The sequence below is a fragment of the Priestia sp. FSL H7-0729 genome (genome assembly GCF_038005685.1).
Lineage (GTDB): Bacteria > Bacillota > Bacilli > Paenibacillales > Paenibacillaceae > Paenibacillus.
On the sequence record NZ_JBBOTQ010000001.1, the window covers coordinates 58,650 to 73,749 of the forward strand.

Genomic DNA, 15,100 nt, shown 5'->3' on the forward strand with positions numbered 1-15,100 from the left:
GTGTAAGGGGCGTGGGGGGACCAGCAGTGGAGCTGGGTGGTTAAGCATCCCTTTGTTGCTTCAATGCTTGTAAATCAAGAATGATAATCCGGCTGCGATCCACTTCGAGCAAATGCTCTTTCGTAAGCTGGTTTAGAAGCCGGTTCGCTGTTTCCCTGGTAGTTCCGATGGAATTGGCGAACTCCTGATGTGTCATGGGCAGGTTGATCATAATCTGGTCTCCGACCATCTGTCCGTGTTGCTCTGCAAGCATTAAGAGGAAAGAAAGCACACGGTTGCGCACATCCTGACCAGAGAGTACTTGTAATTTATCCTGTAATTCTCGTATTTTGTCACCGAGTACACGCATAATTTTGATCGCAATCGATGGTGTACTGAGCATTAATCGTTCGAATAATCTGACAGGAATGGCCAGTAGCTCGGTAGGGGTAATCGCTTCAGCGGTAGCCGGGTAGGGGTGTGCGTTGAAAAAGCCGGTGTGCGGAAACATATCTCCTGTTTTGAGGAAAGAGACAATCTGTTCATGTCCATTCTCATCCGTTTTATAAGCTTTTACAATGCCGGTACGAATGAAAAAAACAGCTTCTTTTTCGCTACCTTCGCTGAAAATAACCGTTTTCTTGTGAATGCTTCTGGAAATAGCGATATCTTCGACCTGCTTTAATTCCTCAGGGCTAAGGTCCTGGAAGATGGGGAACTGTTGTAGAAACTCTGCTGCTGTATCTTTATTTACCCTGCTCATGAGAATCTTTCCTCTCTGTGTTTATATTTCAGAATTACGATATCACTCAACTCTAGGAGGTTAACTTTGAAGTGAAGACCACTACGCATACAATCGTTATCCCTCATGAACATGGCGGCTGGGCCATGGTTAGTGTACCTTTTCTGGTAGGTATGATTGCAAGTGGACCGCATTGGCTGCATGTGCCTTTATTTGTAGCCTGGCTTGGATTATATTTAACGGCGTACCCTTACTACAGTCTTTGAAAAAAAATGCCAATCGGCATCGTCTCTACAAATGGGCTGCAATCTACGGTTCAGTGGCTCTAATCTGTCTGATCCCACCCGTTCTCGATCATACCTCATTGTTATTCTTCGGCCCTGTGTTGTGCGGCCTGTTGCTCGTGAACATCTGGCATGTTAGACATAAAGTAGAACGTTCGCTTACCAATGACCTTTGTGCCATGCTGGTCTTCTCTCTAGGCGGAGCAGCGGCTTATCTCATTGGAGGTGGGCAGTGGGACCATGGCATGGTGATCGTAGTTTTGTTTTCTTTCTTACATTTTACAGGAAGTACGTTCTTTGTGAAATCGGTCTTTCGAGAGCGAACAAATAAGCGTTGGCAGATGCTAACGCGTTTGGTACATATCCTTATCATCATCATACCCATTGTGATCGGAAACCCATGGATGTCGTTGGCCTATGTATATTCCGCTGTGCGCACCTTCATATATGCTGGCAGAACACTGCGCCCTATGAAGGTAGGTATGATTGAAATCATTGGAGCCGTGCAGTTCCTGCTCTGGTCTATTCTGTTGTAATCCGCATCATTTCATCATAGCGTGATTTTTGAACACATCAGGTGATATAGATCACAACGTTACAGGATTGTTTTTAATTGGTCAGCGAGGGTTAATGGAATGATAGAAGTTAGAACATGATTGAACAAGAGAGGGGTCGGCCCGGATGTGGACTGCATTCATGTGGGGCGGCATCTCTGCCTCAGCGGTTGTTATAGGCGCACTCGCAGCATTGTTTATGAAGATACCGAAACGAGTCATTGGCTGGATCATGGCTTTTGGGACAGGTACATTAATCGGTGCAGCAACCTTTGAACTTCTCGGAGATGCGCTGAATGATGGGGGGATTATACCCACAGCCATTGGATTTACGGCAGGTGCCGTCGTGTATACCCTGTTTGACCTGCTCGTCTCTGCAAAAGGAGGGGCAGGGCGCAAACGTTCGGCAAAGTCGGGAGACTCGAATCAAAGCGGCCTCGGGATCTTTGCAGGCACGGTAATGGATGCGATACCGGAATCCATCATGCTTGGAGCCAGCTTATTGGCTGGCAACGGTGTCAGTGTGGTGCTGGTGGTATCGATCTTTGTCAGCAATATTCCTGAAGGTCTGTCCAGTACGGTTGGACTACAAGGCAAGTACAGCCGTGGCAAAATCATATTGATGTGGCTGAGTGTACTGTTGATCTCTGCACTTGCAGCGCTGGGTGGATATCTGTTTCTGGAGCAGCTCCCAGAGGAGATGGGGGCAGCAATTGGTGCATTTGCAGGTGGCGGAATCATTGCGATGATCTGCTCAACGATGATGCCTGAAGCATTTGAAGAGGGCGGGCCAGTTGTGGGTTTGATTGCATCCATGGGATTGCTCGTATCGCTGTTGTTGGATCTGTAGATGACAGAATAAGCTTCCAATCACTTGATATAAAAAGAGTATCTGAGCAGAATGATTTCTGGTCGGATACTCTTTTTTATTCTTTAAACGAAGGATGATATTAATGGCTGCCTGAGCAGCTTCCTCCGCACCCGCAAGCTTCCTTACCTAGTTCATTAGTTTCGGGCAGGCGGTTCAATTCCACGGATTTCGTGAAATAGTGACTGATCTGCTGATGTAGCTGACTGAACTCCCGTTGAGCATAGATAAACCGACGAATGAGGGGATGATCATAAAGAGCACGTTCTTCCTCTTCATACACCTGAATTTCAGAGGCAAGCAACTCAATATTCTGCCGTTCTTTTTCCTCCAGTGCCTGGTGTTTTTCCATAAAACGCTCATACTGGGCTGTGGCTTGCTCATCTGCTGCAAACTGATCAATCATGTCCCGCATCTCTTTGTAGCCTTCATCTTGTAATAGCAGTGAACATAGCTCCTGCATTTTGTGCATAATGATCTGTTTGTCCAATTTAACAACCGTATTCATCGTATAAACCTCCTGTAGATCTTTTCTTAACTGTATACTGTAACGCTAAGCTTCACTGTGACGATACTCACATCCAATGTGTAATATAATACTTGTCCCAAAGCTATATAAGCTGAAGTAATCATTCACACGTTAACAGTGATGGGAAGGTCATTCTGCCCTCGGGGTGTTCGTGCGAATAATCTTTAGTTCAGGACGGAACCATTTCCCTGAGCTGCTCCAATTGAAGAATAAGGATGCAGTTCCCTGTAACCTGAAGCAATCCCTGGGTCTGCATTATGGCAAGTTTGCGACTAAGTGTTTCCGGCGTGATCCCGAGCAGCAGGGCCATATCTTTTTTGAAAACAGGCAATCGAATTTCATGCTTTGCATGATTCCGGTTGTGGAAGAACAAAAGCAGCTTGGCAATCTTCTGTTCCGTTGTCATCGCACTGAGCGAGCTGTTCCATTCATCGGTTTCACGGAGAAGATTGGAAATGGCGAGCAGGAAATGGTAAGCAAGGTTCGGATCATGTTCAAGTAACTGGTCAAAGTCATGTTTGTTTATAGAACAGATGGAAGAAGGCTCCAGAACTTCAGCGTGCGCAGCATGTGGTTTTTGGTGTAATAGGGAATCTTGTCCGAAGAAGTCGCCGGGAAACAGAAACCGGATAATATGTTCCTTGCCATTTTCATTGTATTTGGATAACTTTACACATCCCTGATGGACCACGTAGAGCGTATCTGAGCGTTCGCCCTCCTGGACGACAACTTCGCCTTTGTTATATTTGTGGGTATGCAGAAGGGAGATCAGCAATGCAGACTCGGAAGGATCAAGATGCTGGAACAGAGATACTTTGGAGAAACAGGCATCCTTCGCTTCGTGTGTACAGATCATCGTTTCATCACCTCGAATTGTTCAGAATGGGTATAATTATTGTCTATTGTCATGTCTTAGTGAGACATTGCGGTTCCACCGTGATCCGTACCATCCTGGGTCACACGCAGAACAGCGGCAGCGCCTTTGGCTACATGATTGAACTGATGGGTTACAATTGCATAATCCCCTTCTTCGGTTACGGTGAACTCTACGACAGCTCCACCACTTGCGGGAAGCATAACCGTCTGTATGCCATACTGGATGTTGCGTGGATTCCCATCGGTATACACACGGTCCATAATGGTACCCACAACGTGGAAGGATGAGACTTCATTGGGTCCGGCATTACTGACATAGATCCGCACTGTATCTCCTACTTGGGCTAACAGGGGATGTTTTACTAATCCATAATCATTGCCGTTAAATACGACATAATCGGGTTCCCCATTCAAAAAAGATTCGTAGTCATGTTCCTTATACCATTCACTCTGAACAAGGGTATATTCACGATCAACCAAGTGATCAGATGGGTATCCAGTCTTGGGTTCAACAATAATCATGCCGTACATGCCGTTCGCAATATGGGCCAGAACTGGTTTGGTTCCACAGTGATACATGAATACACCGGGTGAGGAGGTGGGATAGGTGAACGTGCCTTCCTCGCCTGGCATAACATCAATAAATTTGCTGCTGGGAGCAGCGTGTACCGCGTGAAAATCCATGGAGTGAGGCAAGCTGGAATCTTTATTTTTCAACGTGAACACCAACGTATCTCCCTCGGTCACTCGCAGAACGGGTCCCGGAACAGTACCATTAAATGTCCAGGCGTTGTAGATCACACCTTCGGAGATTTCGACATCTGTAACCTGAGCCGTCATTTCAATATATACCGTAGTTCCTTCTCTGCGAATGATTGGGTCCACTGGAGGTTGACTGGCCGCAGAGTAGGAGACTTCATCGTTGTGAACAGGTTTAATCGTATCGGTGGAACTACAGTGAGAGAGAGTTGCTGTGAATATGGCGAATACGAGTGACCATTTATATATATTTATGAAGGAGAACATAGGTGCACAACCTTTACTAAGTGATGTTTTTCACAATATAAAAAGCAGGTATTCTTTCAATCCGGTATTTATGTAGTTATAGATTACGTTATTGAGGCAGGAGCTGGTGTGACGGGGCACACACTTGGGTATGTCTTATTAGAGCCATTTTCAACAATCTGGCTTCCATTCTTGTGCTGAGGAACGGAGTTACATATAATTTTAGAGAGATGGATTGGTAAATGTTACGTATTTTCAGGCTGTGTATATCTTAGTTACAGAAGGAAGGGTGGATACGGAATGAAACGTTTCGAAGATGAAGGTGCGTATAAGTACAGTTTCTATTCGGTACTTCGTCGGGGCGAGCAGGTTGATGTGAAATGTCCAAAATGCGGTGGACACGCATCTATAGAACAACGGAACAATCAACTGGGATGGAAGTGTTTTGAATGTTACGCTCAAGCTCTTGAAGAACCAGTGTATGAATATAAAGCCAAGGGGAATTGTGCTGTATGTGAACGTTGGTTTAACGTGGAGGTCTCAGACGAGAAGAAGACGTCTCACCGATCAACCCATGTGGAATGTCCACATTGTGGTTCTGTTAATCAGGTTGAATTACATGCGAAGCCGATATACGGAAGGTATTTTTCCGAGATTCGTGCAGGGAAAGATCCTGTGTTCGGATTGGAACTATACTTCCTGGATGAGTTCAGAGGAAAAATAATATGGGCAGTGAATCGGGAGCACTTAAATTATCTCATCGCTTATGTTTCCGCAGATCTGCGTGAAAAACCTGGAAACATGCCTTTAAAAACAGCTTCACACAGTATCCCGGCTTATATTAAGGAAGCGAAGAACAGGGATATGGTTGTGCGTACACTGTCGAAGCTTCAGCACAAGACTGGATGAGACTGAAAGCGAAGATGAAGCGTTAAAGCTGCAAGGGAGAGTGAAACATGAAACTACGATTTAAATTAACTATTTTTGCAATCATTCTGGGTATGTTGATGATTCCTGCTTATTTTATTTTACAGACTTATGGCATATTTCAAAAACAGACAGTCTTATCTGACTATGCTCTCGCGGTTGATGTGAATGGCAAGTCCTATGCAGCCTGGCCGCTGATTAACAGTTTTGCAGCGATGGATAAACAAGAGGATAACCGCCAGCTTTATTACCGGATCGATATGAATCATCTCCAATATCTGTTTAATCTGGCCTATCGGGAGTATGAAGTGAAGCCCGGGGGAGACAATCCGTATCTGGAAGGTACTGTAAACTATGAACACACGGACCACGCCTATGTGCAGACCGAGAAAAAGTACGAGAACGCCAATGATTTTAAAACCGTTCTGAATCTGTATGATCAGGAAGGGCAGGTGATTTATTCCTACGATAACACTGGCAAGGGGGATAAACTGCTCGTACAATCCATTATTCATCAGGGAATGAGTCGTACCAGTGGGAGTGGCAGCGAAGCTGCCCGCGATCCTTATATCAATATTACGGCGTTATTTCGCGACAAGTTAAACATCGATGTGAAACTGACAGTGGATGAGGAACACAAAGTGGTAACCATTCGAATGAACAAATCGGAGGCGAGATGATGAATGAGTATGGTGTGCAACACGGACCTGCTTATCTGGAAGGTTTGACAAGAAAAGACGAGGACATAAATTCCGAGGAAGTGGAGTGGAAAGGCAAACTTCAAACGAGTGATGGTCATGACAAATTCCATATTTTTTATTATGGTGACTTAATGGAAGATGATCTGATTACCTGGCATGATTCGACACCGCTTCTTGTACATGCGGAGCATACCGTCACAGGTGAGCGTTATCTGCTGATTGATGCCGCCAAGCACGGATATGATGCCATGTTATGTGAGACCTATTCGGAAGAAACACTACGTGACAGACCTCTTCGCCCTTATCTGGATGTTGAAGGAGAGGACATCTTTGAGGTGGAATTAACGGCCTATTACAATGTGCCTTGGGATGAAGAGTTCGGCGAAGATGTAGATGAAAATGGCGCATATGAACTGATTACGGGAGAACGCATGCATTTTGATCAGGTCAAACGTGATGGATATGATGCCTTTGCCATTCGTATTCTGAATCGTAAAGGGGTATGGACTAACATTGTACAGGAAGAACTGGCTTAGATCTGTAGCGAATGAACCAAATTGAGATGGGAGATGTCGACAAATGTATATTGTATCCCGTGTACTTAAGCCGGTTCCAGCGGAGGAACTGGATCACTTTGAACAACAGCACGCCATCTCGCTGCCTTTGTCATACCGCAACTGGATTGAACACTACGGGGAAGGTACCTATACGGGATGGATGAATGTGCAGAGGCCAGACCCAGAAGTATTGAAACCTTTTGTTCAATATGATTTTTGGATACATACGGATGAATCGCCTATAAGTCTGCATCAACTTGAGCAGTGCATTACCATCGGCAGTTCTGTAGATGGAGATTTCCTTGCTGTTCATCCTGAAGTTGACGGGCTATTGTGGCTACCGCGTCATGATGAAAATATCACCTTATGGACATGCTCGGAGACTGAATTTGGCGAAACGCTGGACCGAATCTATTGTGGGTATTACCGTCAGGATAAACCGATAGCCCCATCATTCTATGAACCGTGGAATGAATTGCGGAAGCATGCGTTTTACCATTTTTCAGGCACGGAACAGGGAAGTTCAATGCAGGCACTGGCAGAGAAATGTAAAACGGAATACGAGTGGGACGCTGTGTTGGAGAATGAGTACATGTGCAAGCTGTTTATGGCGTCAATGGGCGGATATGTACGTTTTAACTATGCAACTGGAAGAGAAGTTGCCTTGTTTTATGAAGAAAAAAACGGTGCTGAAGAGGCCACAGATAACGATATCAGTCTGTTTTTGCAAGCACATCATTGTACGGTACATGAACAGGGTTAGAGTGGAGGGAAACCTATGAAGTGGTTAAAGGAAGACATCGCGGAACAGTGGCGTAATGAAGGCAAGCGTTATGCAAAGGATGTTAATGCATTTGTCCGGAGAAGCATGGCTGGAGAGCAACCAGATGAATCCGAGCTGGAGGGAGACTCCAGAAGCGGAATGAGTACTGAAGTATTCCATATGGTGAGACAGGCCAATCTCCACGGTGACGTGGAGGTGCTCCGACGTGAGCTGCCAGCAGCGACGTGGCCACTAAACGAGACGTTTCAGGCTTCCATGCAGGCGGTCAAAGTTGTGGGTTATCTGAACGAAGAAACGTGTGTATGGAACACGGGTATCTTCACAGAGAATGGTCAGATCTATACGATGGATCAGCACGGATGGCAGTTGATTTCTTCGTATACTTTTGCAGGTTGCTCATCAGACGGATTGGACTATGCACTTGCAGGACCGGATGGGATTCGTGTCATTCGTCAGCCAGATCGCAAGTTGGAAGGACAAGAGATAGCGACATATCGTTGGGTAGATATTCAATCCCGGATACAGTCGTCCTCACCTCGGATTGAATCACTTGCGGATTGTGAGCATCCCGAAGGTACACTAGAGGGACTTATCCCTATGGATGAAGGCAGGGCACTACTTATACATTCACGATACGGGATATATCTTGTAACGGAAGATCAAATGACCTTACTTCATCCCGATCTGGCAGAGATCGAAGAATATGAGTTAGAGGATACACAGATAGATATGGGGCATGCCGCGGTATCTCGGGATGGTCGATGGATTGCCTATGGCAGCCAAGGGAGCAATCATATGGTGATGGACCGTCGGCTGAGCAAGACATACTCTCTCTATCCAGAATCGAGCTACCCTCATTATGCAGCATTCACCAGTGATAACCAGACCGTCTGGTTTAACGCATGTCATTTCTATAACGGGGTCACGATACAGGTCCCGCTGGAATCAATTGCAGGCAACGAAACAAAGGAAGATTGGCCAGTGATGGATGAGAATGCACGTGTGTATGCAGCAGCTGAAATAGAGGAGGGCATGGTGCTTGGAGATGCATACGGTTATCTGTATTGTGTGAATAGCAAGGGAGAGGAAGTATGGCGCCATTTTGTAGGTAGTACGATTTATTCTCTCGCCGTATCACCAGAGCGATCCAAACTTGCAGTTGGCACCTATGGTGGCATGTTGCATGTGCTCGATCTTCGTTCCAAAGAAATGGACGAGTACGGGATCGGTACAGGCACTCTTCGTGAGTTGGAGCGGTATGTGTTGTGGCGTGGAGAAGAACCTCTGCGCTGGTGAGGTAGCATTTTGACCTAGTAAGGGGTGAAGGGATGGAACGTGAAGAGGCTGTAACGTTATTAAAATGTCACTGCTTTTCTTATGATGACCTGAGTCATCCCAAGATGGATAACGGTTTTATTGGCAGTCTGCGGCCTTACCGTGGATATTTAATTGAGGAGAATTTTCATGAACTGATGGAGATATTGCGGGTTCTGGCAACAGAACTTAAACAGCCTACACTGGATCGGGAAGTCATGGCTTGTCTATGGGGAATTAGTCACATGGCACGTGCTTGGGCTGTTGAACCTGAGGGCATGCTTCGCAGCAACAACCTCATTTCGGACGAACAGGTGGAATTGATGGAACAATGGCTTAATATGTTTTCTTACGCAGTTATGGTTCTGATTGAAGGCGGTGGAGAGGAAGAAGCATTTTGGGAATATCATCAATATGTGCAAGAAGAGAATGGCAGAGCTGAGAAAGGGGAGATCTAGTGAAACCGGAGTCGTATCTAACATTAAACGTACTTATGGACGAGCTGAATCGCTTGCTGGATGAAAAAATACAGGATCAAGAGATTCGCCAATTGTACGAGGAATATCAACATCGGGAAGGGGTATCCGAGGAAAGTCTGGATCTATTCAAAAAGGAGTATGGCGTCCGGCTACCTGGCGATTTTCGTACCTTTTACCAGAGGAAAGACGGCAGTGGTTACGGGTTGCATGTGCTGTACCCGGGTGATGCCGAGACGGGCCGATGTACCCCCTTTTATCTGATGTCATTGGAAGAGATTCGAGAGACCAAACAATACTTCTGTGAAGTGGATGAGAAGCTGGAAGAGTATTATTCCGTGGAGGAAATGAAGCAGTTGGACCCGGAGATCAAGCCATACCTGTTCCATAAACCATGGATTCCTTTTGCAACGATTGCGGGAGGTTCACTGTATCTAATGCTCGATTTCGATCCAGCGGAGGAAGGGACGTATGGGCAGATTATTATGTACGTGCACGATCCGGACTTTGTCTATTATCTAACACCTAGCTTCATGGATCTTCTCAGTATGTCGAACCATAATCTGAAGGGGATGGATGAGATCACATATTAAATCCTGAACGATTAGACAATTCCTTAAAAATAAAGAAGCTGCCGAAGCAGCTCCTTTATCTGAACTGAACCTGAACTTTACATAAGTCTTATGATTACCACTGAAAGAAACGATGTCCGTGAAATCCGCCGCCTGGGGGACCACCGTGCCCACCAGGTCCACCTCCGTGAGGTCCGCCGGGATAGCCACCTCCTGGGAAATGACCAGGGTGTCCACCGGGGTAACCACCTCCGGGATATCCACCGTGCCACCAAGGACCACCAATCGGATATGGTAGTGGAACAGGAACGATAGGCGGGTATGGATAGGGATAAGGGTAAGGATACGGTGGTGGTGGCGGTGGATAATAAGGGTAAGGATAACCCGCAGGTTGCGGGGATGACACTGAACCAGGGCCGTATGCCATGTAACAAGCCTCCAATAACTGGATTGATGATATCAGCCTATGCCACAGTGGTTTCAGATGATACAGCAGATTGAAGAACAATTAATATAGAGTCATGAGGAGGAATCTATAGTGGCCGTAGCTTTTCACACCGATCCAAAAGGAACTGCCTACGAACTGTTGATTGATGAATTGATCGAGAAAACAGATCGTTTTATGCTGGCTGACAGACAAAGGTACGATGAGAGCGAAATACCCGAAGTAGTTCGTGTGTTAGAGCGATTGAAACCCTATTTAGTTGAACGTGCTACGATGGAAGAGATGATGTTAAAAAGCGGGGCTTATTATTCAGAAGGCACCTATTATACATATCGCTGTACGCCGGAATCGGGTCAAGTACTCAAAGAAGAAGCCAATCGTTTTCATGATTGGTGCTATCCTTTATTGCCGGATGATCTTTGTTTTATGACGGAAGACGGGAATGATTATTTCTTCTCAGTGGCCCACGAGCATATGTACGGCATGACGATTACATACAAAGAAGCGAGTGAACTTATGGAGAGGATACCGGGTTTGTTCTTTGAGTTGGACCGTCATAAAAAAATCGATCACCTTCTAGACGATGCTATCAGGCATCAGACTGATAAGCTGGATATCAGCTTACATGGATTGAGTGAACTTCCTGAACGAATTCGGGAGTTGAAGCACTTGAAGGAGTTGACGATTTTTGAGCAGAATCTGTATTCGCTCCCTGCAAGTCTGTTCGAACTGACCTCATTGGAAAGATTGGTCATTACAACGCTTGATTTGGAGCGTATTCCGGCTGAGATCAAGAAACTGAAGCATCTTCAAGAGTTAAGAATTTATTGTGGGAGTCCTTTTGAATCTAAACCAGGTTGGAGGCCCAAACCACAAACTGAATTGGGATTAAATTGTATTCCACCTGAAATTGGTGAATTAAGTGAGCTGAAGTATCTCGAAATTGTATATTCTGGTATACGTGAATTCCCTCCTGAATTGGAAAAACTGAAGAATCTACGCGCTTTACTGGTGACGAATGCACTAATTAAGGGAACTCCGGATGTTGTCAAACGAATGCACTGGCTGGAGTATGTAGACTTAATGAATATTCCATTTGGTACCTCTTGGGAAGAAGTCTGGGAAATGAAAAAGAACATGTAGCCAAATATCCCTGCTCCGGGTATCCGAGTCAGGGATATTTGTTATGCGATCAAAACTTGGCGGAAATGGGCTCACGGATCTGGGCGCTGGGCATAAGCTGGCATATAGGTTATGACCTAAACCGAGAGCGAAGGGCAGGCGTTTTATTTTGGCAACTTCATACATGGATTACACTTTACCAAGCACTCAATTTACTTATGATTTAAGCAAAAACCCGTTATTCAAGAAGGATGAGAACAACTACATTAATTCTCTGTCCATCAACCAGTTAAACACCCTCGGCAATACTTCTTTACTGGATATTTTCCTTAGCACAGGCAATGTGGTTGAACCTCATATTCATCAGAATGCAACAGAACTGGTATACTGCATCAGCGGTTCAGCAGTCGTCTCACTCATTAATCCGTTTACGAACGAGTTGCTTCATTTCCCAATTACACCAGGGCAGGTAGCTAATGTACCTCAAGGCTGGTGGCACTATGAAGTGGCTACTGTAGATCATACGCATTTACTGGCGATCTTTGATGCTCCTGTGCCTGAGGCGATATTTGGCTCAGACATCTTGCGTCTTACACCTGCAAAACTTTTGGCTTATACGTACTGTCTGGACGAGAAAAAAGTTCAAGAAGCGCTGGCTCCCATCCAAAAAACAGTGATTATTGGCCCGCCAGCCGATTGCCAGACTTCGACTGCTCCTGTCTCTAACAGTGCTCCAAATGTGAATCATCAGCCTTACGTAATGCCAAGTGTACAACCGAACGTACAGCCAAACATGCAACAAAACTTACAGCCGAATATGCAACCAAATGCACAACCAAACATGGCACCAAATACTCTGCCCAATATGCAACCTTACGTAAACCGGCTTCCGTACTGGGGCACTTGGGTCGATCCACGTATTATCCACGAACCGGGCTGCCCGTATTATAGAGAGCTTCCTGTGAATACGGATATTCAAGAGGAAAGATGACGGTTTATAAGGGGAGGTTTATCTAGTACACATAGGTACTTCAGTTGAATTAGGTATAGAAAAAGAAGCGTCCCTTGGCCTTGGAGGACGCTTCTTTTTCTTGATTAAGGGTGTCTTCATTACTTGACGAAAGCCGATGCATACCTGAACGTGTTTAGAGTGAAGTGTGAAGCGCTAACGAATCGCAGGCGTCTTAAATCAAGGATTTGAAGCGTGCCCAGAAATTAAAGAATCTGAGACACGCTATTTGAGAATAAATAAGCCGATTGATGCGTTTATATCGGGGATTTTGGGAAATAAGGTGTCTGATGTTCCTTAGAATATTCTCAACTTATTCGCCACAACCCGCAGCAATGGGACTTCAAAACTTTTTAGATGCTGACAAATTCTTAATAAATTTATCTCGATAGCTTACGTGAGTTTGAAGACCCACCTTAGTATTTATACTATCTACTTACGAAGTGTAATTTCGTCCCAAGCCAATCTCCGTTAATAATTGCCGATAAGCAATTGAAGTACGGTCTGCGGGAATATGGGCCTCGGCATGCAGATCAAGGGGGAGGTCCTCCGGCTTCTGTGACTCGACCATCTCACGGTCTTCTTCAAATACCTGCAAGTTGAACTTGATTGTGTCTTCAATCGGAGCGTCTTTGTCAAAGTTGCGTGTGATTGGACAGAATAGACGTGTATACCGGGCAGAGATCGGGGAAGCACAATTGAGAATATTCAGCTTGTCTTCTCCTGGAAAGTGCACTGTAAGCGAAGCTGCGAAGGGCGGGAACACCCGGAACTCGCGCAACCATTGGAAACCTTCTGGTGCAACCAGATCTTGCCCTTTGCCATAGTTACTCACCGTACTCCAATACTCGGCCAGTAACTCATTCCCCTCGCGTTTCACTTTGTATTGGGGGACTTCTGTGTTGTTTCGATCACCAAACGTTTCCGTATGCACATAGGCAAAATGGGATACATCCAGGAAGCCCTCCATTTGTCGTCCAGAGGAACCAGCAATATCAAAGTTGGGTATTAAAATATTGATATAATCTGGATCATCCCATCCAGGGAAGGATGGAATCTGTTCTTCCGTTCCCGCCAGTGAAGTCCATATTAAGCCATAACGTTCAACTGCCGGGTACACAATGAGTTTGAGCTTAGGTGAGATTTTGGAACTTGGGTGTGCAGGTACTGCGGTACATTTTCCTTCACAATTATAACGGAAACCGTGATAAGGACAGACAATCTCGCCATTTTCTACCCAGCCTTTGCTAAGTGGGGCCCCGCGGTGAAAACAAAGATCCTTGGCTACGACAACCTGATCATTACTTCGATAGAGAACCAGCTTCACATCGAGTAATTGAGCAGCAAGTGGTTTGTCTGTTACTTCGGTAGCTTGTGCTACTGGATACCAATATTGTGATAATACATGCCAGTCTTCAGCGGTGAAGGTGCAACCTCTAGGCAATTCGGGCGTCACATTAGGGTTTGCGTTGGTAGTTATCATAGTAAAACACTCCTTGCCAATATGAATAACGTTTCTCTTTTCATGTCAGAAAAGTTAACTTAATTAGACGTATGTTACTACTCTTTTGGTCAAAGTATCAATATATCCAACCTACTTTTGGTTGAAATCACAAACAGTACAGCAAAAACCGTACATGAACACGGAAATTTTCGGAATTACATTACGTCAGATGTTACTTGTAGTAAAAGAGAACAACCTTTTAGGATGTTATTTCTTTAACTGATGGATGGATATATGGAGATGTTTTGTTAGAATCTCAGTGTAATATCTGTTAATTGAGCATACATTTTGGTGGGAATAAAAAGATTTTCGCAAAGTATGTCACAGATCCCGGCCGTCGTTTGTCTACAGTATGTAAACCAAATGACGGAGGCGAATGAAATGAATTTAAGAACGAACTACAGAGCAGTGAGTCCAGGCGCTTTTAAAGCGATGATGGCGATGGAGCAGTATATATCCGGGCAATTTGAAAATAAAGTATTGTATGAGTTGTTAAAAATCCGTGTGTCTCAGATCAATGGCTGCGCCTTTTGTCTCGATATGCATGCCAAAGATCTGATGAAAATGGGAGATTACGCGGATCATATTCTCTTGTTAAGTGTGTGGCGTGAAGTACCTTTATTCACGGATCAAGAACGTGTTATGCTGGAGCTGGCTGAAGCCGTGACTCGAATCTCGGAACAGGGTGTACCCCTTGCATTGTACAACAAGGTCCGCGAACATTTCAGTGAATCCGAACTGGTGGATCTGATCCTAGCCATTAACACGATTAATAACTGGAACCGGATTGCGATTACAACAGGAATGTATCCGGGCTGCTTTAACTAAAAATACACGCACCATGCCAGAGGA

General features: G+C 45.2%; 17 protein-coding genes and 1 pseudogene. 12 read left to right on the forward strand and 6 right to left on the reverse strand.

Translation table 11 applies throughout. The annotated features are described in order from the left end of the window. Nucleotides 1-40: 40 nt before the first annotated feature. Complete coding sequence (locus MHH93_RS00245) at nucleotides 41-742, reverse strand: Crp/Fnr family transcriptional regulator (RefSeq protein WP_500052060.1); 702 nt, start codon at nucleotides 740-742, stop codon at nucleotides 41-43. 152 nt (nucleotides 743-894) lie between these two features. On the opposite strand from MHH93_RS00245, the pseudogene MHH93_RS00250 reads away from it, so the two are divergent. Together MHH93_RS00250 and MHH93_RS00255 are read left to right on the forward strand one after the other, a co-directional pair. Then, a pseudogene (locus MHH93_RS00250) lies at nucleotides 895-1,541 on the forward strand (YwiC-like family protein). Between the two features lie 145 nt (nucleotides 1,542-1,686). After that, a complete protein-coding gene (locus MHH93_RS00255; RefSeq protein ID WP_500052061.1) occupies nucleotides 1,687-2,409 on the forward strand; it encodes a ZIP family metal transporter in 723 nt (240 codons plus the stop codon). 100 nt (nucleotides 2,410-2,509) lie between these two features. On the opposite strand, the gene MHH93_RS00260 is transcribed toward MHH93_RS00255, so the two are convergent. The 3 genes from MHH93_RS00260 to MHH93_RS00270 all read right to left on the reverse strand — a co-directional run bounded on the left by MHH93_RS00260 (nucleotide 2,510) and on the right by MHH93_RS00270 (nucleotide 4,858). Continuing rightward, complete coding sequence (locus MHH93_RS00260; RefSeq protein WP_500052062.1) at nucleotides 2,510-2,935, reverse strand: YlbF/YmcA family competence regulator; 426 nt, start codon at nucleotides 2,933-2,935, stop codon at nucleotides 2,510-2,512. 190 nt (nucleotides 2,936-3,125) lie between these two features. After that, the gene (locus tag MHH93_RS00265) at nucleotides 3,126-3,812 is read right to left on the reverse strand and encodes a Crp/Fnr family transcriptional regulator (protein WP_500052063.1); all 687 of its coding nucleotides are present in this window, start codon (nucleotides 3,810-3,812) and stop codon (nucleotides 3,126-3,128) included. Nucleotides 3,813-3,868: 56 nt separating this feature from the next. Beyond that, nucleotides 3,869-4,858 carry a multicopper oxidase domain-containing protein gene (locus tag MHH93_RS00270; RefSeq protein WP_500052064.1) on the reverse strand — a complete coding sequence of 330 codons (990 nt, stop codon included), beginning with the start codon at nucleotides 4,856-4,858 and terminating at the stop codon, nucleotides 3,869-3,871. Between the two features lie 279 nt (nucleotides 4,859-5,137). Here MHH93_RS00270 and MHH93_RS00275 point away from each other — a divergent pair, with 279 nt between their 5' ends. Genes MHH93_RS00275 through MHH93_RS00305 form a run of 7 tightly spaced genes read left to right on the forward strand, consistent with a single transcriptional unit; the run spans nucleotide 5,138 to nucleotide 10,189 of the window. After that, nucleotides 5,138-5,746, forward strand: a complete 609-nt coding sequence (locus MHH93_RS00275; RefSeq protein ID WP_500052065.1) for an FmdB family zinc ribbon protein — start codon at nucleotides 5,138-5,140, stop codon at nucleotides 5,744-5,746. A 47-nt stretch (nucleotides 5,747-5,793) separates the two neighbouring features. Then, nucleotides 5,794-6,444, forward strand: a complete 651-nt coding sequence (locus MHH93_RS00280) for a hypothetical protein (protein ID WP_500052067.1) — start codon at nucleotides 5,794-5,796, stop codon at nucleotides 6,442-6,444. Beyond that, nucleotides 6,441-7,001 (forward strand): hypothetical protein, encoded by a 561-nt coding sequence (locus MHH93_RS00285; protein WP_500052068.1) that lies wholly within the window; start codon nucleotides 6,441-6,443, stop codon nucleotides 6,999-7,001. Before MHH93_RS00280 ends, MHH93_RS00285 begins: the two co-directional genes overlap by 4 nt. Before the next feature lie 43 nt (nucleotides 7,002-7,044). Next, a complete protein-coding gene (locus MHH93_RS00290; protein WP_500052070.1) occupies nucleotides 7,045-7,785 on the forward strand; it encodes an SMI1/KNR4 family protein in 741 nt (246 codons plus the stop codon). Between the two features lie 15 nt (nucleotides 7,786-7,800). Beyond that, the gene (locus MHH93_RS00295; protein ID WP_500052071.1) at nucleotides 7,801-9,102 is read left to right on the forward strand and encodes a hypothetical protein; all 1,302 of its coding nucleotides are present in this window, start codon (nucleotides 7,801-7,803) and stop codon (nucleotides 9,100-9,102) included. 32 nt (nucleotides 9,103-9,134) lie between these two features. Beyond that, complete coding sequence (locus tag MHH93_RS00300) at nucleotides 9,135-9,578, forward strand: hypothetical protein (RefSeq protein ID WP_500052073.1); 444 nt, start codon at nucleotides 9,135-9,137, stop codon at nucleotides 9,576-9,578. Continuing rightward, nucleotides 9,578-10,189 (forward strand): SMI1/KNR4 family protein, encoded by a 612-nt coding sequence (locus MHH93_RS00305; protein WP_500052074.1) that lies wholly within the window; start codon nucleotides 9,578-9,580, stop codon nucleotides 10,187-10,189. The genes MHH93_RS00300 and MHH93_RS00305 overlap by 1 nt, the downstream gene beginning before the upstream one ends. A 94-nt stretch (nucleotides 10,190-10,283) precedes the next feature. Here MHH93_RS00305 and MHH93_RS00310 read toward each other — a convergent pair whose 3' ends face one another. Next, complete coding sequence (locus tag MHH93_RS00310; protein WP_500052076.1) at nucleotides 10,284-10,595, reverse strand: hypothetical protein; 312 nt, start codon at nucleotides 10,593-10,595, stop codon at nucleotides 10,284-10,286. A 111-nt stretch (nucleotides 10,596-10,706) separates the two neighbouring features. Between MHH93_RS00310 and MHH93_RS00315 the strand changes: the two genes are divergently transcribed. Together MHH93_RS00315 and MHH93_RS00320 are read left to right on the forward strand one after the other, a co-directional pair. After that, nucleotides 10,707-11,756 (forward strand): leucine-rich repeat domain-containing protein, encoded by a 1,050-nt coding sequence (locus MHH93_RS00315; protein WP_500052077.1) that lies wholly within the window; start codon nucleotides 10,707-10,709, stop codon nucleotides 11,754-11,756. Between the two features lie 148 nt (nucleotides 11,757-11,904). Next, complete coding sequence (locus MHH93_RS00320) at nucleotides 11,905-12,726, forward strand: cupin domain-containing protein (RefSeq protein WP_500052079.1); 822 nt, start codon at nucleotides 11,905-11,907, stop codon at nucleotides 12,724-12,726. A gap of 454 nt (nucleotides 12,727-13,180) precedes the next feature. Here MHH93_RS00320 and MHH93_RS00325 read toward each other — a convergent pair whose 3' ends face one another. After that, complete coding sequence (locus MHH93_RS00325) at nucleotides 13,181-14,227, reverse strand: Rieske 2Fe-2S domain-containing protein (protein WP_500052081.1); 1,047 nt, start codon at nucleotides 14,225-14,227, stop codon at nucleotides 13,181-13,183. A 402-nt stretch (nucleotides 14,228-14,629) separates the two neighbouring features. Between MHH93_RS00325 and MHH93_RS00330 the strand changes: the two genes are divergently transcribed. Continuing rightward, complete coding sequence (locus MHH93_RS00330) at nucleotides 14,630-15,076, forward strand: carboxymuconolactone decarboxylase family protein (RefSeq protein WP_500052082.1); 447 nt, start codon at nucleotides 14,630-14,632, stop codon at nucleotides 15,074-15,076. Nucleotides 15,077-15,100 lie beyond the last annotated feature (24 nt).